Source organism: Streptomyces sp. NBC_01451 (assembly GCF_036227485.1).
GTDB lineage: Bacteria > Actinomycetota > Actinomycetes > Streptomycetales > Streptomycetaceae > Streptomyces.
The window spans coordinates 6,081,444-6,105,664 of the sequence record NZ_CP109479.1; the positions used below are offsets into that span (position 1 = coordinate 6,081,444).

Annotated in this window: 26 protein-coding genes, 1 tRNA gene and 1 riboswitch; of the genes, 19 read left to right on the forward strand and 8 right to left on the reverse strand. The window is 69.2% G+C overall.

All coding sequences use genetic code 11. The features are described from left to right. Positions 1-14: 14 nt before the first annotated feature. Positions 15-599, reverse strand: a complete 585-nt coding sequence (locus OG595_RS26725; protein ID WP_329276291.1) for a nicotinamidase — start codon at positions 597-599, stop codon at positions 15-17. Positions 600-834: 235 nt separating this feature from the next. Beyond that, entirely contained in the window at positions 835-2,175 is a 1,341-nt protein-coding gene (locus OG595_RS26730) for a nicotinate phosphoribosyltransferase (RefSeq protein ID WP_329276293.1), read from the reverse strand. A 79-nt stretch (positions 2,176-2,254) separates the two neighbouring features. Here OG595_RS26730 and clpS point away from each other — a divergent pair, with 79 nt between their 5' ends. The 6 genes from clpS (at position 2,255) to OG595_RS26760 (ending at position 5,254) form a co-directional block, all read left to right on the forward strand. Then, a complete protein-coding gene (gene clpS, locus OG595_RS26735) occupies positions 2,255-2,572 on the forward strand; it encodes an ATP-dependent Clp protease adapter ClpS (protein WP_329276294.1) in 318 nt (105 codons plus the stop codon). 11 nt (positions 2,573-2,583) lie between these two features. After that, entirely contained in the window at positions 2,584-3,189 is a 606-nt protein-coding gene (locus tag OG595_RS26740; RefSeq protein WP_329276296.1) for a DUF2017 domain-containing protein, read from the forward strand. A gap of 96 nt (positions 3,190-3,285) precedes the next feature. Continuing rightward, a complete protein-coding gene (locus OG595_RS26745; protein ID WP_329276298.1) occupies positions 3,286-3,708 on the forward strand; it encodes a M67 family metallopeptidase in 423 nt (140 codons plus the stop codon). Between the two features lie 79 nt (positions 3,709-3,787). Beyond that, on the forward strand, positions 3,788-3,886 hold the full coding sequence (locus tag OG595_RS26750; RefSeq protein ID WP_107090850.1) for a putative leader peptide: 99 nt from the start codon (positions 3,788-3,790) through the stop codon (positions 3,884-3,886). Positions 3,887-4,008: 122 nt separating this feature from the next. Continuing rightward, a complete protein-coding gene (locus OG595_RS26755) occupies positions 4,009-4,287 on the forward strand; it encodes a MoaD/ThiS family protein (RefSeq protein WP_329276303.1) in 279 nt (92 codons plus the stop codon). Between the two features lie 16 nt (positions 4,288-4,303). After that, entirely contained in the window at positions 4,304-5,254 is a 951-nt protein-coding gene (locus tag OG595_RS26760) for a PLP-dependent cysteine synthase family protein (RefSeq protein WP_329276305.1), read from the forward strand. Between the two features lie 133 nt (positions 5,255-5,387). Here the strand turns inward: OG595_RS26760 and OG595_RS26765 are convergent, their stop codons facing one another. Then, the gene (locus OG595_RS26765) at positions 5,388-5,855 is read right to left on the reverse strand and encodes a type II toxin-antitoxin system PemK/MazF family toxin (protein ID WP_329276307.1); all 468 of its coding nucleotides are present in this window, start codon (positions 5,853-5,855) and stop codon (positions 5,388-5,390) included. Between the two features lie 205 nt (positions 5,856-6,060). Between OG595_RS26765 and OG595_RS26770 the strand changes: the two genes are divergently transcribed. After that, positions 6,061-6,813, forward strand: a complete 753-nt coding sequence (locus tag OG595_RS26770; protein ID WP_329276308.1) for an MBL fold metallo-hydrolase — start codon at positions 6,061-6,063, stop codon at positions 6,811-6,813. A 102-nt stretch (positions 6,814-6,915) separates the two neighbouring features. Here the strand turns inward: OG595_RS26770 and OG595_RS26775 are convergent, their stop codons facing one another. Further along, entirely contained in the window at positions 6,916-8,220 is a 1,305-nt protein-coding gene (locus OG595_RS26775; protein WP_329276310.1) for a PTS transporter subunit EIIC, read from the reverse strand. A 215-nt stretch (positions 8,221-8,435) separates the two neighbouring features. On the opposite strand from OG595_RS26775, the gene OG595_RS26780 reads away from it, so the two are divergent. The 4 genes from OG595_RS26780 (at position 8,436) to rdgB (ending at position 10,800) form a co-directional block, all read left to right on the forward strand. Next, entirely contained in the window at positions 8,436-8,669 is a 234-nt protein-coding gene (locus OG595_RS26780; protein ID WP_443073148.1) for a glucose PTS transporter subunit EIIB, read from the forward strand. A gap of 149 nt (positions 8,670-8,818) precedes the next feature. Next, the gene (gene rph / locus OG595_RS26785) at positions 8,819-9,556 is read left to right on the forward strand and encodes a ribonuclease PH (RefSeq protein ID WP_329276314.1); all 738 of its coding nucleotides are present in this window, start codon (positions 8,819-8,821) and stop codon (positions 9,554-9,556) included. 152 nt (positions 9,557-9,708) lie between these two features. Then, the gene (locus OG595_RS26790; RefSeq protein ID WP_329276316.1) at positions 9,709-10,137 is read left to right on the forward strand and encodes a hypothetical protein; all 429 of its coding nucleotides are present in this window, start codon (positions 9,709-9,711) and stop codon (positions 10,135-10,137) included. Between the two features lie 60 nt (positions 10,138-10,197). Next, positions 10,198-10,800, forward strand: coding sequence for an RdgB/HAM1 family non-canonical purine NTP pyrophosphatase (gene rdgB / locus OG595_RS26795; protein ID WP_329276318.1), 603 nt, complete (start codon positions 10,198-10,200; stop codon positions 10,798-10,800). A 44-nt stretch (positions 10,801-10,844) separates the two neighbouring features. Here the strand turns inward: rdgB and OG595_RS26800 are convergent. Together OG595_RS26800 and OG595_RS26805 are read right to left on the reverse strand one after the other, a co-directional pair. Beyond that, positions 10,845-10,931: transfer RNA gene (locus OG595_RS26800), tRNA-Leu, on the reverse strand. Positions 10,932-10,984: 53 nt separating this feature from the next. Further along, complete coding sequence (locus OG595_RS26805; RefSeq protein WP_329276320.1) at positions 10,985-11,524, reverse strand: HNH endonuclease; 540 nt, start codon at positions 11,522-11,524, stop codon at positions 10,985-10,987. 376 nt (positions 11,525-11,900) lie between these two features. Between OG595_RS26805 and OG595_RS26810 the strand changes: the two genes are divergently transcribed. Together OG595_RS26810 and OG595_RS26815 are read left to right on the forward strand one after the other, a co-directional pair. Continuing rightward, entirely contained in the window at positions 11,901-14,198 is a 2,298-nt protein-coding gene (locus OG595_RS26810; protein ID WP_329283213.1) for an ATP-binding protein, read from the forward strand. 361 nt (positions 14,199-14,559) lie between these two features. Beyond that, positions 14,560-16,578 carry a pectinesterase family protein gene (locus OG595_RS26815; RefSeq protein ID WP_329276322.1) on the forward strand — a complete coding sequence of 673 codons (2,019 nt, stop codon included), beginning with the start codon at positions 14,560-14,562 and terminating at the stop codon, positions 16,576-16,578. Positions 16,579-16,729: 151 nt separating this feature from the next. Here OG595_RS26815 and bcp read toward each other — a convergent pair whose 3' ends face one another. Further along, the gene (gene bcp, locus OG595_RS26820) at positions 16,730-17,197 is read right to left on the reverse strand and encodes a thioredoxin-dependent thiol peroxidase (RefSeq protein ID WP_329276324.1); all 468 of its coding nucleotides are present in this window, start codon (positions 17,195-17,197) and stop codon (positions 16,730-16,732) included. Positions 17,198-17,338: 141 nt separating this feature from the next. Here bcp and OG595_RS26825 point away from each other — a divergent pair, with 141 nt between their 5' ends. The 3 genes from OG595_RS26825 (at position 17,339) to OG595_RS26835 (ending at position 18,564) form a co-directional block, all read left to right on the forward strand. Beyond that, a complete protein-coding gene (locus tag OG595_RS26825) occupies positions 17,339-17,671 on the forward strand; it encodes a DUF3618 domain-containing protein (protein ID WP_329276326.1) in 333 nt (110 codons plus the stop codon). Positions 17,672-17,692: 21 nt separating this feature from the next. After that, complete coding sequence (locus OG595_RS26830) at positions 17,693-18,049, forward strand: GroES family chaperonin (protein WP_329276328.1); 357 nt, start codon at positions 17,693-17,695, stop codon at positions 18,047-18,049. A gap of 88 nt (positions 18,050-18,137) precedes the next feature. Beyond that, positions 18,138-18,204: riboswitch (guanidine-III (ykkC-III) riboswitch) on the forward strand. Between the two features lie 39 nt (positions 18,205-18,243). Then, entirely contained in the window at positions 18,244-18,564 is a 321-nt protein-coding gene (locus tag OG595_RS26835; RefSeq protein WP_329276330.1) for a DMT family transporter, read from the forward strand. A gap of 46 nt (positions 18,565-18,610) precedes the next feature. Here OG595_RS26835 and OG595_RS26840 read toward each other — a convergent pair whose 3' ends face one another. Beyond that, positions 18,611-21,253: a transglycosylase domain-containing protein gene (locus OG595_RS26840; RefSeq protein ID WP_329276332.1), complete on the reverse strand. Its 2,643-nt coding sequence runs from the start codon at positions 21,251-21,253 to the stop codon at positions 18,611-18,613. Between the two features lie 214 nt (positions 21,254-21,467). Between OG595_RS26840 and OG595_RS26845 the strand changes: the two genes are divergently transcribed. The 3 genes from OG595_RS26845 to OG595_RS26855 are packed head-to-tail and all read left to right on the forward strand — an operon-like array spanning position 21,468 to position 24,186. Next, positions 21,468-22,268: an ABC transporter permease gene (locus OG595_RS26845; protein WP_329276334.1), complete on the forward strand. Its 801-nt coding sequence runs from the start codon at positions 21,468-21,470 to the stop codon at positions 22,266-22,268. Position 22,269: 1 nt separating this feature from the next. Next, positions 22,270-23,175 carry an ABC transporter permease gene (locus OG595_RS26850; RefSeq protein ID WP_443073360.1) on the forward strand — a complete coding sequence of 302 codons (906 nt, stop codon included), beginning with the start codon at positions 22,270-22,272 and terminating at the stop codon, positions 23,173-23,175. A 24-nt stretch (positions 23,176-23,199) separates the two neighbouring features. Continuing rightward, positions 23,200-24,186 carry an ABC transporter ATP-binding protein gene (locus OG595_RS26855; RefSeq protein ID WP_329283215.1) on the forward strand — a complete coding sequence of 329 codons (987 nt, stop codon included), beginning with the start codon at positions 23,200-23,202 and terminating at the stop codon, positions 24,184-24,186. Positions 24,187-24,221: the final 35 nt, after the last annotated feature.

Consider the following 24,221-nt stretch of genomic DNA (forward strand, 5'->3'; position numbering starts at 1 on the left):
CGGGCGTACGGCCCCTACACCACCGGCTTGCCGGACAGCTCCACGCCCGCCGCCCGCAGCTCTTCCAGGGCCCGGTCCGTCGACTCCTCGGCGACGCCGGCGGTCAGGTCCAGCAGGACCTGGGTGCGGAAGCCCTCGCGGGCCGCGTCCAGGGCGGTGGCCCTGACGCAGTGGTCGGTCGCGATGCCGACCACGTCCACCTCGTCGATCCCGCGGGCCCGCAGCCAGTCGGCGAGCGTCACGCCGTTCTCGTCGGCTCCCTCGAAGCCGCTGTAGGCCGCCGAGTACGCGCCCTTGTCGAAGACGGCGTCGACCGCGCCGGAGGCGACCGCCGGGGCGAAGTTCGGGTGGAAGCCGACGCCCTCCGTGCCGGCCACGCAGTGCGCGGGCCAGGAACGCTGGAAGTCGGGGTTGTCGGCGAAGTGGCCGCCGGGGGCGATGTGGTGGTCGCGGGTCGCCACGACGTGGCGGTACCCGGCGGGGGCCTGGCCGATCAGTTCGGTGATCGCGGCGGCCACGTCGGCACCCCCGGCCACCGCGAGACTGCCTCCCTCGCAGAAGTCGTTCTGCACGTCTACGACGATCAAGGCGCGGCGCATGGGCGGTCTTCCTTCGACGGTTTCGGCCGTACGGTCGTTGCGGCGATGACGGCGGGTCGGTCGTGCGGAGGGGTGCGGGCCCGGCCGGTGGGACTGTGTGATGCGACTGTGTGAACTGCATAACTACTGAAGCACCGAGCCTAGAGTCTCCCGCACCACTTCGGGAGGGGGCATTCGGGGCAACCGGGCCGGCCGGCGGACGCGGACGCCTGGTGCCCCTGTGTACCGGGCGGTGTCAGACGCGCGCGGGCAGGTACTCCGTCGGAATGACGGCCTCCCCGCGCGACAGCTGGGTCGCCGACAGCGGCAGGTTGGCGCGCGCGGCGGCATGCCGGTCCCGTACGACGTCCAGTGGCTCGCGGGCGACCACCCGACCGCCCTTTACCAGCTCGACCAGCAGCTGCCGGTCGGCCAGCTCGACGGGCACCGGCCCCGTACCGATCACCTCGGCCTCCGCGACCCCGTCCCGGTCGAGCCGCCGCGCCGCCCACTTCCGGCCGCCGATCGACGTCTTGCCACCGCTCGACTTCTTCGCCACCGGCACCAGCGGAGCCTTCGGGTCCGCCGACTCGGCGCGGGCGACCAGCTTGTAGACCATGGAGCAGGTGGGGTGGCCGGAACCCGTCACCAGCTGGGTGCCGACCCCGTACGCGTCCACGGGCGCCGCCGCCAGCGAGGCGATGGCGTACTCGTCGAGGTCCGAGGTCACGATGATCCGCGTCTGCCGGGCCCCCAGCTCGTCCAGCTGCTGGCGCACCCGGTGCGCGACCAGGAGGAGATCCCCCGAGTCGATGCGCACGGCGCCCAGCTCGGGCCCGGCGACCTCCACGGCCACCCGTACCGCCTCGGTGACGTCGTACGTGTCCACCAGCAGTGTCGTGTTCCGGCCCAGCGAGTCCACCTGGGCCTGGAAGGCGTCCCGCTCGCTGTCGTGGAGCAGGGTGAACGCGTGGGCGCTCGTCCCGACGGTCGGGATGCCGTAGCGGAAACCGGCGGCCAGGTCGGACGTGGTCGCGAAGCCGCCGACGTACGCGGCGCGGGAGGCGGCCACCGCGGCCAGCTCGTGGGTGCGCCGGGCGCCCATCTCGATCAGCGGGCGGTCACCGGCGGCCGAGGCCATCCGGGAGGCCGCCGCCGCGATGGCGGAGTCGTGGTTGAGGATGGAGAGGATCACCGTCTCCAGCAGCACGCACTCCGCGAAGGAGCCCTCGACCCGGAGCACCGGCGAGCCCGGGAAGTAGACCTCGCCCTCGGGATAGCCCCAGATGTCCCCGCCGAAGCGGTACGAGGCCAGCCACTCCAGGGTCTCCTCGTTGACGATCCGGCGCTCGCGCAGGAAGTCGATGACGGCCGCGTCGAACCGGAAGTTCTCCACCGCGTCGAGCACCCGCCCGGTGCCCGCGACGACGCCGTAGCGCCGGCCCTCCGGCAGCCGCCGGGTGAAGGCCTCGAAGACCGACCGACGGTCGGCGGTGCCCGCCTTCAGGGCCGCCTGGAGCATCGTCAGTTCGTAGTGATCCGTGAAGAGCGCCGTCGAGGGAACGTCCACCGGCAGCCCAAGGTCCGCTGTGTTCATAAGAACGGATGCTACCCCCATCTCGTCACTTTGACGATTTCCCCGGTGATTTGGCCGGTGACCCCCTTCTGGTGGCAGCATGGGGCATGTGACGTCACCCGCTCCCGTAGAGATCGAACGCACCGAGCCGGCGGAGGATGCCTTCGCCGTACCCGAGCCCGACGTCCCGTGGGTCACCATCGTCCACAACGACCCGGTCAACCTCATGAGCTATGTGACCTACGTCTTCCAGACGTACTTCGGCTACCCGAAGGACAAGGCCACCAAGCTCATGATGGACGTCCACCACAAGGGCCGGGCGGTCGTCTCCAGCGGCAGTCGCGAGGAGATGGAACGCGACGTGCAGGCGATGCACGGCTACGGTCTGTGGGCCACCCTCCAGCAGGACCGGAAGTAGCGAACCACTCCATGCCAGGACACTTCGAACCGCTCCCCGGCGGCGGCGCGGCCGTCGCGCTCGACGACGTCGAGATCTCCATCATCCGGTCGCTGGCCGTCCAGCTCCTGGAGCTGATCGGCCCCGGCCCCGCCGAGGACGCCTCCGACGACCCCCTCGCCGAGCTGTTCGCCGAGGGCCCGAGCGAACCCCCCTCCGACCCGGTGCTCAGGCGCCTGTTCCCGGACGCCTACAGCGACCCCGTCGACGTACCGTCGTCACCCGGCAAGGCCGAGGAGCAGCGGGAGTACTCCGCCGAGTTCCGCCGGTTCACCGAGAACGACCTGCGGACCGGCAAGCGGGAGGGCGCCCTCACGGTGATCCGGTCGCTGGACGCGCTCACCCCGGCCGGCGACGGCGGCGCGGTGCTCAAGCTGGCCCACGAGGAGTCCCAGCAGTGGCTGGGCACGCTCAACGACCTGCGCCTGGCGATCGGCTCCCGGCTGGACGTCGTCGACGAGGAGGACACCGACCTTCTCTACCGGCTCCCGGACGAGGACCCGCGCAAGCCGATGGTGATGGCGTACCTGTGGCTGGGCGGGCTCCAGGAGACGCTCGTGTCCACGCTGATGCCCTGATGCCCTGATGCCCTGAGGTGTCGCGCGATTCCGGCATGTGGGCCGTCCCGTACCACTCCTCGGTACGGGACGGCGCCTCTGCTTATCCTGGCCAGCATGCTGACCATCACCCAGGCACTCGTCGACCAGATCGTCGCGCACGCGCGCAAGGACCACCCGGACGAGGCGTGCGGCGTCGTCGCGGGCCCCGAGGGCTCGGACCGCCCCGAGCGCTTCATCCCGATGCTGAACGCGGCGATGTCACCCACGTTCTACGAGTTCGACTCCGGGGACCTGCTGAAGCTGTACCGCGAGATGGACGACCGCGACGAGGTGCCGGTGGTCATCTACCACTCCCACACGGCGACCGAGGCCCACCCCTCCCGCACCGACATCTCCTACGCCAACGAGCCCGGCGCCCACTACGTCCTCGTGTCCACGGCAGACACGGACGGCCTCGGCGAGTTCCAGTTCCGCTCGTTCCGGATCATCGAGGGCGAGGTCACGGAGGAAGAGGTCAGCGTCGTGGAAAAGTACTGATCTCACCTGGCGGCCCGAAAATGTCCAGAATGCGGGACAGGCCTCCAGGATCCGGACCGGGAATCGATACGATGAGCCCATGGTTTCCTACGACGTGAGCGAGAAGACGCCGGGCACCCCGCTGCTCGTAGCGCGGCTGCACGTCGACCTGTGCAGGCTGGCCAGCGCCATCTGTTGACGCTGCCTCCTGCCGCCGTACGGCCGTGAGCCGCGGCGCCTCACATGCATGACCTGCTGAAACACGCTTTTCGCGCCGCCGCGCGCCCATCGACCTACCACTCCCGACAGGAGCCCCGAGCCATGGCCATCGAGGTCCGCATCCCGACCATCCTCCGCACCTACACCGACGGCGAGAAGGCCGTCCCCGGTGCCGGGGAGACCCTCGCCGATCTCTTCGCCGACCTCGAGACCCGGCACACGGGCGTCCAGGCCCGCATCGTGGACGACGGCAAGCTGCGCCGCTTCGTCAACGTCTACCTCAACGACGAGGACGTCCGCTTCCTCGACGGCATCAACACCAAGCTCGCCGACGGCGACACCGTGACGATCCTGCCGGCCGTGGCCGGCGGCATGGCCTGACAGGCCCCTGGCACCCATGCGCTACGACTCGCCGCTGGCCGCGGTAGGCAACACCCCCCTGGTGCGCCTGCCGCGGCTGTCGCCGTCCGCCGACGTACGGATCTGGGCGAAGCTGGAGGACCGCAACCCCACCGGCTCGGTCAAGGACCGCCCCGCCCTGCACATGGTCGAGCAGGCCGAGAAGGACGGCCGGCTCACCCCCGGCTGCACGATCCTCGAACCCACCTCGGGAAACACCGGCATCTCGCTCGCCATGGCCGCCAAGCTCAAGGGCTACCGCATGGTCTGCGTGATGCCCGAGAACACCTCGCAGGAACGCCGCGAGCTGCTCGCCATGTGGGGCGCCGAGATCATCCCCAGCCCGGCGGCAGGCGGCTCCAACACCGCCGTACGCGTCGCCAAGGAGCTGGCGGCCGAGCACCCGGACTGGGTCATGCTCTACCAGTACGGCAACCCCGACAACGCGGGCGCCCACTACGCCTCCACCGGCCCGGAGATCCTCACCGACCTCCCCTCCATCACCCACTTCGTGGCCGGCCTCGGCACGACGGGGACCCTGATGGGCGTCGGCCGCTACCTCCGCGAACACAAATCCGACGTGAAGATCGTCGCCGCCGAGCCGCGCTACGACGACCTCGTGTACGGCCTGCGCAACCTCGACGAGGGCTTCGTCCCCGAGCTGTACGACGCCTCCGTCCTCACCACCCGCTTCTCCGTCGGATCGGCGGACGCGGTCACCCGCACCCGGGAGCTCCTCCAGCAGGAGGGCATCTTCGCGGGCGTCTCCACCGGCGCCGCGCTGCACGCCGCGATCGGCGTCGGCAACAAGGCCGTCAAGGCGGGCGAGAGCGCGGACATCGTCTTCGTCGTCGCCGACGGTGGCTGGAAATACCTCTCGACAGGCGTCTACACGGCGGCCACGACGGAGGAAGCCATCGAGACCCTGCAGGGCCAGCTCTGGGCGTAGGGCAGCAGGGGCATGCAGGACGACCGTAAGGTGATAACGCTCCGACAGGCCGATCAGGCCGATCACGAGCCTGTCCGCAATACGTCATAGGTCACACGTCATTGCGGCAGTACGTCATCGGGTCATTACGTCATTACGTGGCGAGGTGTCGGACCTGGTCCCAAAGGGCCGGGTCCACCACCCCCACCCGCCGCCGGAAGTCCCCCACGGGCAGGTCACGCAGCTCGTCCGTCTCCAGGAAGCTCGGCCGGCCCTGGGCGTCGCCCACGGCACCCGGTGGCAGCGGGATCACTCCGGGCCGCTCGTCGTGGTACTTGCTGGTGATCTTCGCGACCGTCGCGCGCCGCCCGCGCACCGAGAGCACCAGACATGGCCGGTCCTTGGCGCCCGGCCCGTCCTCGAAGGGCACGTTCGCCCACCAGATCTCCGCGGGCCGGGGCCGGGCCGACCGGCCCCGCTGTCCTTTCGGCCCCTCGGGCCGTCCCGGCGGCCTGCCCCCGCGGCGTGAGGGCCTGTGCCCGCGTCCCCAGCCGTCCACCAGCGCCGCTACCAGCGCGAGCAGCACGACGGCCGCCAGGGCGAGCCACCATGACGTGTCCATACGGAAGACGGTACCGGCGCACTCCCCGTGCCGCCCGCGCTACCGGCGCTCCACGTCCAGCCGAACCGGTGACAGCACAGGTGAGTTCGCCCACAACAGCCCTTGGCGGAGGAGCGACGGGAGGTTTTGCGCCTTACGCTCGACGCACCGCAAGAACCCCGTCACGTTCGTTTTGACGCTCCCCGCCCGCGGAGGTTTCTGCTTTATGAAGCTCACCGTCGTCGGCTGCTCGGGGTCGTTCCCGTCCGCGGAATCGGCCTGTTCGAGCTACCTCGTAGAGGCCGACGGCTTCCGGCTGCTCCTCGACATGGGCAACGGTGCCCTTGGCGAGTTGCAGCGCCACTGCGGTCTCTACGACCTCGATGCGATCTTCCTCAGTCATCTGCACGCCGACCACTGCATCGACATGTGCGCGTACTTCGTCGCACGGTACTACCGCCACGACGGCGGGCGCTGCGACCCGATCCCGGTCTACGGCCCGGAGGGCACCGAACACCGACTCACCACCGCCTACGCCGACACCCCCACCGCCTCCTCCATGAGCGAGGTCTTCGACTTCCACACGGTCAAGCCGAGCACCTTCGACATCGGCCCGTTCACCGTCCACACCGAGCGGGTCCGCCACCCGGTGGAGGCGTACGGCATCCGCATCGAGCACGCGGGGAAGTCACTGACGTACTCGGGGGACACCGGCGTGAGCGACACGCTGGAGCAACTCGCCCGGAACACCGACCTGTTCCTCTGCGAGGCCGCGTTCACGCACGGCAAGGAGAACATCCCGGACCTGCACCTCAACGGCCGCGAGGCAGGCCTGACGGCGAAACGCGCGGGCGCGCGCAAGCTCGTCCTGACCCACATCCCCCCGTGGACCGACCCGCAGGTGAACCTGCTCGACGCCCGCGAGGTGTTCAGGGGGCCGGTGGAACTGGCGGCGCCGCGGGCGTCGTACGAGATCTGACGCGTCGCAGCGTTCGCAGACGTTCGCAGACGCACGAGGGCCCCGGAACCGAACCGACTCGGTTCCGGGGCCCTCGTCATGCCGTGCACGACGGCCGGGCTCTCACGCCTTGGTGAGGTCCTCGACCTCCTCGTCGGGCTCGCGGCCGGGGGTGGGGAGGTTCCACCTGGTGATCGCGAAGCGGAAGACGACGTAGTAGATCGCGCCGAAGACGAGGCCGACGGGGATCAGCAGCCAGGGCTTGGTGGAGATGCCCCAGTTGATGAAGACGTCGATGAAGCCGGCCGAGAAGCTGAAGCCCATGTGCATGCCCAGGGCCCAGGTCACGGCCATCGAGATCGCGGTGAGGACCGCGTGGATGGCGTACAGCACCGGGGCGATGAACATGAACGTGAACTCGATGGGCTCGGTGACACCCGTGACGAACGAGGTCAGCGCCATCGACATCATCATGCCCAGCACGGCCTTGCGACGCTCGGGGCGGGCGGAGTGCGCGATCGCGAGGGCGGCGGCCGGCAGGCCGAACATCATGATCGGGAAGAAGCCGGTCATGAACATTCCGGCGGACGGGTCGCCGCCGAAGAAGCGCGGCAGGTCGCCGTGGAAGACGGTGCCGGCGGAGTTGGTGAAGTCGCCGATCTGGAACCAGGCCACCGAGTTGACGAACTGGTGCATGCCGATCGGGATCAGGGCACGGTTGATGAGACCGAAGAGAGCGGCACCGAAGGAACCCAGACCGGTCATCCACTCGCCGAAGTCGGTGATCACGTCGCCGATGGGCTGCCAGCCCAGGACGACCAGGACACCGAGGGTGGTACCGAGGGCGGCCGTGATGATCGGCACAAGTCGACGGCCGTTGAAGAAGCCGAGCCAGTCGACGAGCTGCTTGCGGTGGTAGCGCTGCCAGAGCACCGCCGTCAGGAGGCCGAGGATGATGCCGCCGAGCACGCCCGGGTTCTGGAAGGTCGCGGTCTGGGCGGCCTCGTTGCCCTTCTGCCAGAAGCCGCCGCCGAGCCCGGTCCCCGTGTAGGTGGCGCCCTCGTGGCCGTCCTTGATCGGGTACTGGTGGATGACCGCGTAGTAGGTCAGGAATCCGACCACGGCGGCCAGCGCCGTCGAGCCGTCGGCCTTCTTCGCGAAGCCGATGGCCACGCCTATGCAGAACAGCAGGGGCAGGCCGAAGGAGCTGTCGAGCAGGGCGCCGCCGGCTCCGGCGAACACCTTCGCCACATCGGCGGGGATGTGGAACCTCTCCTGGGAGTCCGCTTGGCCGAGCCGGAGCAGAAGTCCCGCCGCCGGAAGTACGGCGATCGGGAGCTGCAGGCTGCGGCCGACCTTCTGCAGGCCCTGGAACAGGCCGGATCCCCTCTTCTTCGCGGGGACCGCCGCGGTGGTGGCGGTGCTCATACTTCCTCCAACGGGTGGAACATGGTCTACACCAGTCAGTGGTGTAGACCATGTTGTAGCACGGTGAAGGGCGCATAAGGAACCCACGATTTCACAACAGATGCAGACTGGTGTAGACCAGTCGCGAACAGTGTGCGGACGGTGCGCAGACCGCTCGCGAAGATCGGTCAGCTGTGGGTTACTGCGACAAAGCGGCTCGGACCAGGGAGTACGACATGTCCACCAAGGCAGAGAAGATCGTCGCGGGCCTCGGCGGCCTCGACAACATCGAAGAGGTCGAGGGCTGCATCACGCGGCTGCGCTGCGAGGTCATCGACCCCTCGCTGGTCGACGACGCCGCCCTGAAGGCCGCAGGCGCCCACGGCGTCGTCAAGATGGGCACCGCGATCCAGGTCGTCGTCGGAACGGACGCCGACCCGATCGCGGCGGACATCGAGGACATGATGTAGACCCCGGACCCGGGGTCCGGATCCATCCCGGATCCATCCCGGATTCGACCCCGGACCCGAACCCCCGTCCCCAGTACGGGTGTTCACCTCAGGGGCCCTTTCCCGGTACGGGAAGGGCCCCTTCCGCCGTTGCGGCTAGGCTCGTCGCCATGTCACGTATCGACGGCCGCACCCCCGAACAACTCCGCCCCGTCACCCTCGAACGCGGGTGGAGCAAGCACGCCGAGGGCTCCGTCCTCGTCTCCTTCGGCGACACGAAGGTCTTCTGCACCGCCTCGGTCACCGAGGGCGTCCCGCGCTGGCGCAAGGGCAGCGGCGAGGGCTGGGTCACCGCCGAATACTCGATGCTCCCGCGCGCCACCAACAGCCGCGGCGACCGCGAGTCGGTCCGCGGCAAGATCGGCGGGCGCACCCACGAGATCAGCCGCCTCATCGGCCGCTCCCTGCGCGCGGTCATCGACTACAAGGCGCTCGGCGAGAACACGATCGTCCTCGACTGCGACGTCCTCCAGGCCGACGGCGGCACCCGCACGGCAGCCATCACCGGCGCGTACGTCGCCCTCGCCGACGCCATCACCTGGGCCCAGGGCAAGAAGCTGATCCGGGCCAACCGCCAGCCCCTCACGGGCACGGTGAGCGCGGTGTCGGTCGGCATCGTCGGCGGAGTGCCGCTGCTCGACCTCTGCTACGAGGAGGACGTGCGCGCGGAGACGGACATGAACGTCGTCTGCACCGGCGACGGCCGCTTCGTCGAGGTCCAGGGCACCGCCGAAGCCGAGCCTTTCACCCGCGACGAACTGAACTCCCTCCTCGACCTCGCGGTCGCCGGCTGCGTGGACCTGACGGCCCTCCAGCGCAAGGCGCTGGACGCCACCCTGGAAAGGTAAAGGGAACACCAAATAAGGTGGCGGTCGCGGGCAACCGCACCGCTGCTCCACCGCGTCTCCAGTGGTACGCGGAACACGTTGAACACGCGGAAAGACGGGCGTACGGCGATATGCGCCGTACGCCCGACCAGTCAACGGAGGGAACCCGAACCATGCCCGTCAGCCACCGAATCCGCACCGCACGAGGACTCGGAAAGGGGCGCCGTGCGAGCGCGATCGCCGCCACCGTGGCTGCCGTCGCGCTGACCGCCGGGCTCACCACCGGATGCGACGCCGTCAACAAGGCACTGGACTGCGTCCAGACCGCCGACGCGATCGCCACCAGCGTCTCCGACCTCCAGCAGGCCGTGGAGAACGCGGCGAACGACCCGACCCAGGCGTCCGAGGCCCTGGAGTCGATCGACAAGAACCTCACCGACATCGGTGACAAGACGGACAACGCCGACGTCAACAAGGCGGTCGACAACCTCAACACGGCTGTGGACAACGTCCGTACGGCCATCGACAAGGGCGACGCGACCCCGGACATCAGCGGCGTCACGGACGCGGCGGGCGAGCTGACGAAGGTCTGCACGTCGTAGTCGGCCCAACCGTCGTAATCGGCGTGAGAGGTCGCGGGTGGGCCCGGGATACTGGACGTCATGACACGCCTGATCCTCGCCACCCGCAACGCCGGAAAGATCACCGAGCTGAGGCAGATCCTCGCCGACGCGGCCCTCCCCATGGACCTGGTCGGCGCGGACGCCTACCCGGAGATCCCCGACGTGAAAGAAACGGGCATCACGTTCGCGGAGAACGCCCTCCTCAAGGCCCACGCCCTGGCCCAGGCGACAGGCCTCCCGGCGGTGGCCGACGACTCGGGCCTGTGCGTGGACGTACTGAACGGCGCCCCGGGCATCTTCTCCGCCCGTTGGTCGGGCCGGCACGGCGACGACCGGGCCAACCTGGACCTGCTCCTGGCCCAGTTGTCGGACATCGCGGACGAACACCGCGGCGCCCACTTCGCCTGCGCGGCGGCCCTGGCGCTTCCGGACGGCACGGAACGGGTGGTCGAGGGACGGCTACGGGGCGTACTGCGGCACGCACCGGAGGGCTCGGGCGGCTTCGGCTACGACCCGATCCTCCAGCCGGAGGGCGACACACGAACGTGCGCACAGCTGACGGCGGACGAGAAGAACGCGATCAGCCATCGGGGGCAGGCGTTCCGGGGGTTGGTGCCGGTGGTGCGGGAGTTGCTGGGCTGAATAACGGCAGAGGGGCCGCCCGGTGGGTGGCCCCTCTTTGCGTGTGCGGCCGGTGGGACTCGAACCCACACGGGTGATTAAACCCACTGGGACCTAAACCCAGCTCGGCTACCAAATTACGACACGGCCGCCCAAAACGGTCATTACGCTCGACTGTTTGCATCCAGCTTACGGTGCGAACACGTCACCCCGCGAGAGGCATCCTCCCCTTTTTGCGGCACCAGGTCTCCGTCAGTGCATGGCAATTGGGGCAGGGGTATCGCAGATTTTCCAGGCGGTTGTCGCGCCGGTCTCCGTTGATGTGGTCGATCTGCAGGGTGATGGGGCGGCCCGGCCGTTCACCGGTGTTGCCGCAGCTCTCGCACGCGTAAGGCACTCCGACCTCGTTCAAAGCCCGGTGGAGTTGAGTCCTGTTGGTCCGGCCTGCGTGGGCGGGTAGAAGGATCAGCACCCGGGGAGCAGTGGGTGCGGGCGCAGGGGTATCGGCTCGGCTCCAGACTCGGCGCTTGAAGTGGCTTGTGTCGAGGCCGAGGCGGGCTGCCGCTCGACGAACACGCCTGTGGTTGACGTCATTGACGTCCAAGCCGAGGCCGCGCATCACGTCGGCATGGCTCGCGGAGCGTGGAACAAGGTCGCGAAGCTTGTCTTCGGGGATGGTCGGCGCGAGTCGCTTCTTGCCGTATGGGTCTGTAGGTGGCATCGCCGGTACACGTGCTGTCTGCATGCTGGGTGTTCCCTCCGTTTCTCCCGACCACCCGTTCGTGGTCTCGCACGGAGTGACGAACCGTTTATCGGACAGTCACGCCCCAGACGTAATCCGGCCCGCGCTGGATGTCGAGCGGGGGGCGTCAACCTGCCGCTTTCGAGGTGGCGCTGCGATGGGCCGGCCGCTCAGGGGCGGCGGAACAGCTCGGACGGGCCGGAACGGCTGCTTCGGGGTGGGCGGCAGGGTGCTGAAGTGTCGCAGGGGGTATCTCTGGGGGTGTCCAGAGCGACGGGCCTTCTCTCGGCTTAACGTCACCGAATCGCTTATATGCTATTAAGTGTTCTCGGTGCGCTGCCCCTGCGTGAGGGTGGTCAGGAGGCGAAAGTTGACCATTGTGGCGTCCTCACGGGCGGGGAACCTGCCTGCGACGTTCACCAGTTTCGTCGGTCGGCAGCCCGAGATCGCCAGGATCGGCAGCTTGTTGCAGACGGTGCGGCTGCTGACGCTCGCCGGGCCCGGCGGGGTGGGCAAGACGCGGCTGGCTCTGGAAGCGGCCGGCGGGGCGGTGAAGGCCTTTTCCGACGGGGTGTGGCTGGTGGAGCTTGCCCCGGTGCGCGAACCGGCGGCGGTGGCGGGGGCGGTCGCGACCGCGCTGGGGGTGCCGGACAGGGGTGCCCGGCCTGCCGTGGAGCGGCTCGCAGGCTTTCTGGCCCAGCGGCGGGCGCTGATCGTGCTGGACAACTGCGAGCACCTGGCCCACGCCTGCGCCGAGTTGACGAAGGCGCTGCTGTCGGCCGCCCCCGAACTGCATGTCCTGGCGACGAGCCGTCACGCGCTGGACATCATGGGTGAGCATGTCCTCACGGTTCCTCCGCTCTCTCCGCAAGAGGCGGTGAGCCTGTTGCAGGACCGGGCCATCGCGGTCCGGCCCGGCTTCCAGGTCAGCGAGGTGAACCGGGAGCGGGTCAGCCGGCTGTGCGCCGATCTGGACGGGCTGCCGCTGGCGATCGAGCTCGCCGCGTCCCGGTTGCGTGCCCTCACCGTCGATCAGTTGGCGGACCGGCTGGGGGACCGGTTCGCGTTGCTCACCAGCCAGTGTCCGACCGCGTTGCCGCACCAGCGCACACTGCGCGGGACGATCGACTGGAGCTATGAGCTGTGCACCCCGGCCGAGCGGCTGCTGTGGAACAGGCTGTGCGTCTTCGCCGGAAGCTTCGCACTGGACGCCGTCGAGGGTGTCTGCGCGGGGGACGGGATCGCCGAGGGCGAGGTGCTGGATCTGCTGGATCGGCTGGTCGTCCAGTCCGTCGTCCTGACCACGGAGACCGAGGGCCTGCCGCGCTACCGGCTCCTGGAGACCATCCGGCAGTACGGACGGGAACGGCTGATGGAGTCCGGCGAGGTGGAAACGGTGCTGCTGCGGCACCGTGACTTCTTCCGCGCCCTCGCCCAGCGTGGCTACGACGACTGGTACGGCCCCGACCAGGTGCGGGAACTGGCCCGGCTGCGCGCGGACCACCCCGATCTGCTGGCGGCCCTGGACCACGACGGCGACCCCCGGGCCAGGCTCGTGCTGGTCACGGCGCTGACTTTTCACTGGTGCGTCGGCGGATTCCTCACGGAGGGGCGTCGCCAGATCGACCGGGCGCTGGTGGCGGCGCCCGAGCCCACCCCGGAGCGGGGCCGGGCGCTGTGGGTCGCCGCCTGGGTGGGGCTGATACAGGGTGATCTGGCGGCGGCCGACCGGCGGCTGGATGAGGCCGAGGCTCTGGGCGAGCAGTTGGGCGACTTGGCGCTGGGCGCCCATGTGAGTGGCTTCCGGGGTATGGCTGCGCACTGTCGGGGGCAGACGGAGAAGAGCATCTCGTGGTACGAGGAGGCGTTGGCCGCGGTAACGGCGCTGGGTGATGAGCGGGAGACGACCTCCTGGCTGCTCTCGCTGGCTGCTGCGCAGGCTTATGCGGGGGACCCTCGCGCGGCGGAGACCGGCAGGCAGGTGATCTCCGCGTTCGAGGCGAGCGGGGAGCGGTGGGGCCGCTCGCAGGTGCTGATGGCGCTCGGTCACGATGCCTGGGCCCGCGGTGACCGGGAGGCGGCCAAGGCGCTGGTCCGGTCGGCGCTGGAGAACATGCGCGGTTTCAACGACTACGCGATGGTCGCATGGATGATCGAGCTCCTCGCCTGGGCGACCGCTTCCGGTCGTGACCACGGCCGGGCGGCCCGGCTGCTGGGTGTGTCGCGTGCCCTGTGTCGGGTTGTCGGTACCAGCATCTCCGCGTTCGGCCCACAGGTGGCGGAATGGCACAGGTGTTGCGAGGGAGCGGTGGTGGACGCCCTGGGCCTGGCTGGGTATGCGCAGGCGCTCGCGGAGGGCGGCCTGTACGACAGTCCCGGCCGGGCCATTGACTACGCTTTGATCCCCGCCGCGGAGCGGCCGTCGCCTGCCACCCCTGCGGACGCGCTGACCCGCCGGGAGCGGCAGGTGGCCGCGCTGGTCGCCGAGGGCTTGAGCAATCGGCAGATCTCCTCGGCGCTCGGGATGTCGCCGCGCACCGCCGACCGTCATGTTCAGAACATCCTGGGCAAGCTCGGTTTCGGCTCTCGTGCCCGGATCGCGTCCTGGTGGTCAGCGAGCCAGGTACCCGGCGACCTGACCGAATTGAAGGGCCTGAAGGGCCTGACGGGGCTGTAGAGCGGTACCGGCCGGCCGCGGCCCGCCCGCTATCCGCGGAGTCCCGGCCCCGTACTCACTGTTCGGGCCCGGATACCCAGTGCCTGAACGCCGGATACCCAGTGCTCGGGGACCGTACTGGGCAGAAATGCGTATAGCGCGCGTTCCCGCCGTGCGGCGATGCTCCTGGTGTAGACCTCTGGCACGGCGACCTGGACACCGGGTCGGGCTCAAGCCGCCCGGCCGCGTACCGAGTCGTGTCCGCCTTGCAGGTGTGCACCCTTCCGGACCCCAGCGCCGCCGCTGTCCGAAGCCGCACCCCGCACGTGCGGCGGGCGCGGGTCCCCAATCGTCAGCAGACCGAGCAACTGGAGATCAGCGCATGGCGCTCACCGATATCAGGGCACTTTCCGAGGCCGGGGTGCCTCAGCCCCCGCCTCCTCGCAGACGCGGTGCCCGCGAGTTCACTGTCCGGTCGATCGTGACGGTGGTCGCGCTGTCGATCTTCGCGACTCTGCTGGGCCCGCTGGGCCTGCTCCAGAGTGCGAGCGCCGCGACCGGTTCGGACGTCACCTGGCGGATCAGCAGTGAGCCGGACGAGGCCAAGGCCGGTTACGTCAACATGCTGAACCAGATCAGGGCGGCTGTCAGCGGCGGCTACCAGGTCCAGGCCCAGAATTCCTCCAGTTCGAACGGCCCTATGGTCAACCTCACGGACCCGAGCGGGACCACCGGTTACGTCACCGTCGACCTGCACGCCGAGAACAGATCCGAGTTCATCCGGGTGTTCGTCCGCCGGTCGGACGCCTATGTCATGGGATGGCGACAGGGCGTCGAGAGTGGCGGTGTGGAGGGTGGCGCTGTGACCTTGGGTCAGTTCTTCCCGCTGGAGCCCGCTGCGGCGCCCGGGGGGAGTTCGGCGCTGCCGGATTCCACCGACGCCAACACGAACACGCGCTTCTCGGCCGCCCAGAACGGGGAGGGGATGGCGAGTTACACCGCCCTGGCGCAGCAGGGAGCCGCCCGCGACGGCATGCAGATCACGCCGGCCAGCCTCAACAACGCCGTACTGGTTCTTCAGGACGGTGGCAATACCGCTGTCGGATACACCAGGCTCGCCGCGTCGGCGGCTCTTCAGGTGATCGTGGCGGTCGCCGAAGCCACCCGGTTCCGGAACCAGGCGGCCGCGACCGCCACGGCGTTCGGCAACGGTCAGCCGTTCACGGTCACGTCGGCTTTCATGGACCAGCAGAACAGCTGGGCCAGTGCGAGCCGTGTGCTCGTGACCGCGCTCCTGGCGGGTGCCGCCGCCCTCGCGGCCCCCGTCTCGCTGGGCGGCGTCACCTACGTGACCGCGGTCGCCCTCGCGCGCGTGATCATGCTGGCCTACGAGGAGAGCGGTGCGAGCAGTTCCACTCGCAGGAAACTCTCCGTGGCCGAGGTGGATTCGCTGTACGTCGAGCCCGATCCCTTCGGTGACTATCCGACCATTCAGGCCGCGATCGACGCGGCCCCCTCGGACGGGGTCGAGCGCACGATCGTTCTTGCGGCGGGCACCTACCAGGAGACGATCGTCGTCCCGGCGAGCAAGGTCAACCTGTTCATCAAGGGGGAGACCGGAAACGCCGCCGACGTCGTCATCACCGCCGACCGGGCCCACGGGACGATCAACCCCGCGACCGGCCAGCCGTACGGCACGCAGGGCAGTGCCGTGGCCACCTTCAAGGCATCCGGTGTGACGGTCGGGAGCGTCACGATCCAGAACACGTTCGACCCGGCGCAGCACCCGGAGATCGACGCGTACTCCACCCAGGCCGTCGCGGTGGCCGCCGAGGGCGACCGGCAGACCTTCGTCCAGGACCGGATCATCTCGCGCCAGGACACGATCCTCGCCAAGGCCCCGGTGGCCACCGGTCAGTACCGGCAGTACTTCGTCGGCGACTACATCGAGGGATCGATCGACTTCATCTTCGGTAACGCCACCGCGGTGTTCGACCGGGACAACATCGCGATGCGCAACTGGGTCGGCGGCACGGTGCTGGCACCGAACACCGACCAGAGCCAGAAGTACGGCATCCTGATCACCGGGAGTCACATCTATACCAACGGTGTGCCGGCGAACACGATGTACCTCGGCCGGCCCTGGCACAACCTGGCGACCGTCTCGCCCCAGGCGGTGGTCCGCGACACCGTGGTGGACTCGGGTATCACGTCCGCCCACCCGTGGACCGACATGGACACCACGTACTCCTGGACGCAGGCCCGGTTCGCCGAGTACAACAACTCCGGTGCCGGAGCGGGCACCGGGACGAACGTTCCTAAGTTGACGTCCACGCAGGCCGCCGACTACACCGCCCAGAAGTACCTGGCCGGTACGGACGGCTGGAACCCGGTCTACTGACCGTGGTGCGGTGGCGGGCGCACAGCCCGCTCCGGTGGCACGCCCCGCCCACGCGGTGCGGTGTGCCACGGCGGGCCGGGACGGCATGACCGTCCCGGCCCGCCGTCGGCTGCCGCTTCACCGTCGGCGGCAGGTCCCGCACCGGCCCGACTCAGACGCCCAGGTCCTTGATGATCTTCGCTACGTGGCCCGTCGCGCGGACGTTGTACAGGGCCCGTTCCACCTTGCCCTCCTCGTCCACGACGATCGTGGAGCGGATGACGCCGAGGTACGTCTTGCCGTAGTTCATCTTCTCGCCGAAGGCGCCGTACGCCTGGAGGACCGTCTTTTCCGTGTCGCCGAGCAGGGTGACCTTCAGGTTCTCCTTCTCGCGGAACTTCGCGAGCTTCTCCGGCTTGTCGGGGGAGATGCCGATCACGTCGTAGCCCGCGCCGGCGAGGACGTCGAGGTTGTCCGTGAAGTCGCAGGCCTGCTTGGTGCAGCCGGGGGTCAGGGCGGCCGGGTAGAAGTAGACGATGACCTTGCGGCCCTTGTGGTCGGCCAGCGACACCTCGTTGCCGTCGGCGTCGGGCAGGGTGAAGGCCGGGGCCACGTCACCGGGCTGGAGTCGCTCGCTCATCCGTCTGGTCTCCTCGTACGTCCTCGTGCGGCCTGGAAAGGTTCCGGTCCGAGCCTAACCGGGGGTGCTGACAGTGCGGTCCGAGGCTGAACTGACAGACTGTCCGCAGCAATGCATCCAGCGGACTTCGGAGGGCGTACGGTGGCGGACACCTCGGACAGCAGCAGAACCCCGGCGCAGATCGAGGCGGACATCAGGCGTCGTCGCGAGACGCTGGCCGAGACGCTCGACGAGATCGGGGTGCGGGTGCACCCGAAGACGATCGTCGGCGATGCCAAGGCCAAGGTCGTCGCCGGCGTCGATCACACCCTCGGGCGGGCCTATGTCGGCGTCAACCGCGTGGTCGGCGACGTCAAGGGGCAGTTCGTCGACAAGGACGGGGCGCCCCGGATCGAGCGGATCGTGCCGGTCGCCCTGGTGGTCGTGGGGCTGGTCGGGCTGCTCGCTCTCGGCACCCGGCGGCGCAAGGGCTGAACAGGCAGGTAGGTTCGGAGTGTGAGCGCCAAGAGCAATGAAGAGAGCACCCATCACGACAAGCTGCCCATCCGGATGCTGCACGACCGTGTGCTCGTCCGGCAGGACGCCGGCGAGGGCGAGCGGCGTTCCGGTGGCGGCATCCTGATCCCCGCCACGGCGGCCGTCGGTCGTCGGCTGGCCTGGGCGGAGGTCGTCGCGGTCGGGCAGAACGTACGGACGGTGGGGCCCGGCGACCGTGTGCTGTACGACCCGGAGGATCTCGCCGAGGTCGAGGTGCGCGGGGTCGCCTACGTGCTGATGCGTGAGCGCGATCTGCATGCCGTCGCGGCGGACCGGTTCGAGGGCTCCGAGGACTCGACCGGCCTGTATCTGTAAATCAGCGGCACAGGCCACAAGGCACAGGGCTAGGGCACTGGGGGCTGGTGGCCATTGTCACCAGCCCCTTTCTCGTCCCCTCGCCTGCCCTTTGCTAGCTTGGCAAGCACCCGACGAGACGCGCCGTACCGGGCCCGACGCAAAGACGACGCACCCCGTTCCGTACGCCTGTACGTCTCTCGGAGGTGCCTGTCATGGCCTGGGTTCTGCTTGTCGTCGCCGGTCTGCTCGAAGTCGGCTGGGCGATCGGGATGAAGTACACCGACGGGTTCACGCGGCCCCTGGCCAGCCTTCTCACCGGTGCCGGGATCGTCGCCAGCATGCTGCTGCTCTCGTACGCCGCGAAGTCGCTGCCCATCGGTACCGCCTACGGCGTCTGGGTCGGGATCGGGGCGGCCGGTGCGGCGGTGGTCGGCATGGTCGTGCTGGGGGAGCCCGTCACCGCCGCCCGGATCTTCTTCGTCTGCCTGCTGCTGGTCGCCGTTGTCGGGCTCAAGGCGACCTCCGGTCACTGACCGGAGGTCGCCGGACCGCCCTGGTCGAGCGGGGGAGCCGCGGCCGTCAGTCCCGTCCGAGCGAGGTCAGTCCGCCGCCTGTCGTTCCCGGCGTCGTTCCTCCCGTCGTGCCGCCCGAGTCCGTCGTGCCGCCGGTGTCGGTGGTGCCGCCCGAGTCCGTCGTGCCCCCGGTGTCGGTGGTGCCGCCGTCCGTGGTCGTGCCGCCGGTGTCCGTCGTGCCGCCGGTGGTGGTGGTCCCGCCGGTGTCCGTCGTGCCGCCGGTCGTGGTCGTACCGCCCGTGGTGGTGGTCCCGTCCGTCGCCGTGCCGCCGGTCGTCGGGGTGCCTGTCGGGCCGGTCGTCGCGCCCGGGGTCTCCTGGCCGCCGTCCGTGGTGCCGCCGTTGTCCTGGCCGGCGTCCGCGCCGGGGTCGGGCGACGGGTCGGCGGGCGGGAGCTGCTCCTCGTCGGCGCCCTCCTGGAGCTGGAGGTCGAAGTCCTTCGCCTTCTTGCCCTTCAGGGCGTCCTTCGTGAACTGGGCCCAGATCTCGGCGGGGGCGCCGCCGCCGTTGATCCGGTCGAGGCCCATCGCGCCGTACAGCGACTTGTGCTTGCCGGTGACCGGGTCCTGGCCCATGACCGCGACGACCGTCGCGAGGTCGGGGGTGTAGCCCGCGAACCAGGCCGCGGTGTCCTCCTCGGCGGTGCCGGTCTTGCCGGCCACCGGGCGGTCGGCCGCCTGGGCCGCCGTCGCCGTGCCGTCCTCCACGACGCTCTGCAGGACCGCGGTGGTCGTGTCGGCGGCCTCCCGCGACACGACCTGCCTGGTCTTCTGCTTCGGGAGGGTCACCGCGCCATCCTCGCCGTCCTTCGTGATCTTCTCGATGATCGTGTACGTGCCGTGCCTGCCGTGGTTGGCGAGCGTGGCGTACGCCTCCGTCATGTCGAGGACGCTGGCCGTGGACGTGCCGAGCGCGATGGACGGGTACGGGTTGAGGTCGGGCGTGTCGGACGGCAGGCCGAGGTCGATCGCCGTCTGTTTGACCTTCGCGGGGCCGACGTCGACGGCCATCTGCGCGTACACCGCGTTCACGGACTTGTTCGTCGCCGTGCGGACGGTGATGTCGCCGTACGAGTACTGGTCCTCGTTCTCGGGGGCGTACTCACCGCCGCTCCAGCCTTCGACCGGGCGCTCGTTGGTGCCGTCGTAGTACGTGTTCGGGGTGATCGTCTGGCCGTCCTGGGTCACCGAGCCGTTCTGGACGGCGGAGGTGAACACGAACGGCTTGAAGGTGGAGCCGTCCTGGTAGTCGCGGCGGGTCGCGTTGTTGACGTACTGCTTGGTGTAGTCGATGCCGCCGTACATCGCGAGGACCTTGCCGGTGGCCGGGTCGATGGCGACGCCGCCCGCGCGGACGTAGTTGTCGACCTTGTTGTTCTTCTTGTCGAGCTTCTTCATCACCTTGTCGTTGACCGCCTTCACGAAGGCGTCCTGCTTGGGCTTCTGCAAGGTGGTGGTGATGCGGTAGCCGCCGGCCTGGAGTTCGTCCTCGGTGAGGATCTTGTTGTCGAAGAGGTAGTCGTTGACCGCCTTGACCAGGTAGCCGCGCTGGCCGGACATGCCCGTCGAGACGATCGACTGCTTCGGCTCGGGGAAGGTGATGGCGTTCCGCGCGGACTGGGTCAACCAGCCCTTCTTGACCATGCCGTCGAGGACGTAGTTCCAGCGGGCGAGTGCGGCCGGCCTGTTCTCGGGGTGGGCGATCACGTCGTACTCGCTCGGCGCGTTCAGCAGCGCGGCGAGGTAGGCGCCCTGGCCGGCGGTCAGGTCGACGGCGTCGACGCCGTAGTAGGCCTGGGCGGCGGCCTGTAGGCCGTACGAGTTGCGGCCGGCGTAGCTGGTGTTGAGGTAGCCCTCCAGGATCTCGTCCTTCGTCTTCACCCGGTCCAGCTTGATCGCGATGAAGAACTCCTTCACCTTTCGGGTGACGGTCTGTTCCTGCGCGAGGTAGTAGTTCTTCACGTACTGCTGGGTGATCGTCGAGCCGGACTGCTTGCCCTTGCCGGTCACCGTGTTCCAGGCGGCGCGGAGCATGGCCTTCGGGTCGATGGCGGACTCGGTGTAGAAGTCGCGGTCCTCGGCGGCCAGGACGGCGTGCTGGGCGTCCTTGGAGATCTGCGACAGCGTCACGTTCTCCCGGTTGACCTCGCCGTCGCGGGCGAGCTGGCTGCCGTCGGCGTAGAGGTAGACGTTGCTCTGCTTGGTGGCCGCCGCGTTCGCCGCGGGGATGTTCACCATGTAGTAGCCGAGCGCGAACAGGCCGATCACCAGCAGGATCCCCAGCACGAACGTGCCGAGCACGAACCGCCAGGTCGGGACCAGCCGTCGCCACCCGGTGCGCCGGGGACGCCTGGCCTTCTTGGCCTTCCCGGCCTCCGCCACCTCGGGTTGCACTCCGGGTTGCACGCCGGGATGTACCTCGGGATGCACATTGGTTCGCACGTCGGTTCGTGCGTCGGCTTGGACGACTGGCTGCACGACGGTTTGTTCGGCTTGTGCGTCGGGTTCCGCATCGGGTTTCGCGTCGGGCTCCGTGTCGGCTCGCACGGCGGGCTGCTCGACGGTTCGCTCGGGTTCCGTGTCGGGCCGTACGTCGGGTTCTCCGGGTGCCGAGCCCTGCGTCGGCTGCTGCGGCTCTGGCTGGTCGCTCATGTCGTGCACGGACTCCTGTTTCGCGTCGTACGTTCCCGTACGACCTCATTCACCACTTCAAACGTTTTCTGCGCCCCCTCTTGAAGACTGTCGCACCCGGCGATCAGTTCCCTGACCTCGGCACGCGTCCTGCCCGAAAACACGTGGCGGGAGGTCAGGAGTGCGGACTAGGCTCCTGCGCTTCGGTCCCGACGCGTTGGGGAAGGCTGGTGTCGTGGGTTCTGGACGGTTGTACGCGGCCGTCGCTGCGGGGGGTTTCCGACGGTATGCCACCTATCGGGCGGCCACGCTGGCGGGGGTGTTCACCAACACCGTCTTCGGGGTCATCCTGGCCTACACCTACATCGCCCTGTGGGACGAGAGACCCCACCTCGGCGGGTACGACCAGTCCGACGCCCTCACCTATGTGTGGCTCGGCCAGGCGCTGTTGACGACCATGTGCGTGATGGGCACGGGCTTCGAGGAAGAGCTGATCGAGCGTATCCGTACGGGTGACATCGCGATCGACCTGTACCGGCCGGCCGACCTCCAGCTGTGGTGGCTGGCCCAGGACCTGGGCCGGGCCCTGTTCCAGCTGCTGGGCCGTGGGCTGATCCCGTTCGCGATCGGCGCCTGGCTCTTCGACCTGACGCTCCCGGCCTCACCGCTGGCCTGGCTGGCGTTCCTGGTCGCGGTCACGCTCGGGATACTGGTCAGCTATTCCTTCCGGTTCCTGGTGGCACTGGCCGCGTTCTGGCTGATGGACGGCGCGGGCATCACCCAGATGACATGGCTCGCGGGTGTCTTCTGCTCGGGCATGGTGCTGCCGCTGAACGTCTTCCCGGGGCTGCTCGGCGAGATCGTACGGGCCCTGCCGTGGGCGGCGCTGATCCAGGCGCCGGCGGACGTGCTGCTGGGGCGGGTGGATCCGCTGGGCACGTTCGCGTTCCAGGCCGGGTGGGCGGTGGCGCTGCTGGGGGCGGGGCGTCTGTTGCAGGCGGTCGCTACTCGGCGGGTGGTGGTTCAGGGTGGGTGACGTGGGCGTGGGCGTGGGCGGTGCGGTGAAGACCGGTGTCCGGGGCGAGCGGTGGACGGGCGCCGAATGGGACGACGGGCCGCTCGGCCGCAGGGAGCGCGTGCGCGACGGCGTACGGGCCTATCGGATGATCGCCGCGATGTGGATCCGGTCCACGATGGCCTACCGGGCGTCCTTCGCGATGACCACGATCGGGAACTTCGTGGCGACCGGCCTCGACTTCCTGGCGATCGTGCTGATGTTCTCCCGGATCGACCGGCTCGGCGGCTACTCGCTGCCCGAGATCGCGTTCCTGTACGGGCTGTCGGCGGTCGCGTTCGGGATCGCCGACCTCGTCGTCGGGTCGATGGACCGGCTCGGGCGCCGGGTCCGCGACGGCACCCTGGACACGCTCCTCGTCCGGCCGGCGCCGGTGCTCGCGCAGGTCGCCGCGGACCGGTTCGCGCTGCGCCGCCTCGGCCGGATCACCCAGGGCCTGATGGTGCTCGGCTACGCACTCACCGCCCTCGACGACGTCCACTGGACGGTGCTCAAGGTGCTGTTGATGCCGGTGATGGTGGTCAGCGGCGGGGCGATCTTCTGCGCGGTGTTCGTCGGGGGCGCGGCCTTCCAGTTCGTGGCGCGGGACGCCTCCGAGGTGCAGAACGCGTTCACGTACGGCGGCGCCACGCTGCTGCAGTATCCGCCGGGCCTGTTCGCGCAGGATCTGGTGCGCGGGGTGACGTTCCTCTTCCCGCTGGCCTTCGTCAACTGGCTGCCCGCGCTGTACGTGCTGGGCCGCCCCTATCCGCTCGACCTGCCGGAGTGGGTGGCGTTCCTGCCGCCGCTGGTGGCGCTGGGCTGCTGCGCGCTGGCCGGTCTGGCCTGGCGGGCGGGACTTCGTTCGTACCGGAGCACGGGGAGTTAGCGAGTGGACGATTCCTTCAACGAGATGTTCAACGAGTCCTTCATCGAACTGGACGGCGTCGAGAAGGTCTTCGACGTGCGCAAGCGGACCGGGTTCATGAAGAGCGAGCGGCGGGAGGTGCGGGCGGTCGACTCGATCTCCTTCCGGGTGGCGCGCGGGGAGATGGTCGGCTACATCGGCCCGAACGGCGCCGGGAAGTCCACGACCATCAAGATGCTGACGGGCATCCTCACCCCCAGCGGCGGCCGGCTGCGCGTCGCCGGCATCGACCCGTCCCGCGAGCGGACCCGCCTCGCGCGGCGTATCGGGGTGGTGTTCGGGCAGCGTACGACGCTGTGGTGGGACCTCCCGCTGATCGACTCGTACCGCCTGATGCACCGCATGTACCGCATCCCCGACGCCCGTTACCGGGAGAACCTCGACCGCTGCGTCGAACTCCTCGAACTGGGCGACCTGTTGGACGTTCCGGTCCGTCAACTGTCCCTCGGCCAGCGGATGCGGGGCGACATCGCGGCGGCGCTGCTGCACGACCCCGAGGTGCTGTACCTCGACGAGCCGACCATCGGTCTGGACGTGATCTCGAAGGCCCGGGTACGGGAGTTCCTGCGCGACCTGAACGCCGAACGCGGCACGACGGTCCTGCTCACCACGCACGACCTCCAGGACATCGAGCAGCTGTGCTCGCGGGTCATGGTCATCGACCACGGCCGGCTCATGTACGACGGCCCGCTGGCCGGTCTGCACGAGGTGGGCGACAGCGAGCGGACCCTCGTCGTGGACCTGGAGCGTGAACTGCCGCCGGTCGAGGTGCCGTCGGCGCGGGTCGTACGGGTGGAGGGCCCGCGGCAGTGGCTGGCGTTCCCGGCGTCGGAGTCGGCGGCTCCGCTGGTCGCGCGGATCGCGGCCGAGTATCCGCTGGTGGACCTGTCGGTGCGGGAGCCGGACATCGAGGCCGTGATCGCGAAGATGTACGCCGAGCAGGCCGAGAAATCGGGTAGAGCGGCCTCGTAGTCTCCCTCGCGGAGATCTGGCGGAACCTCGTAGGC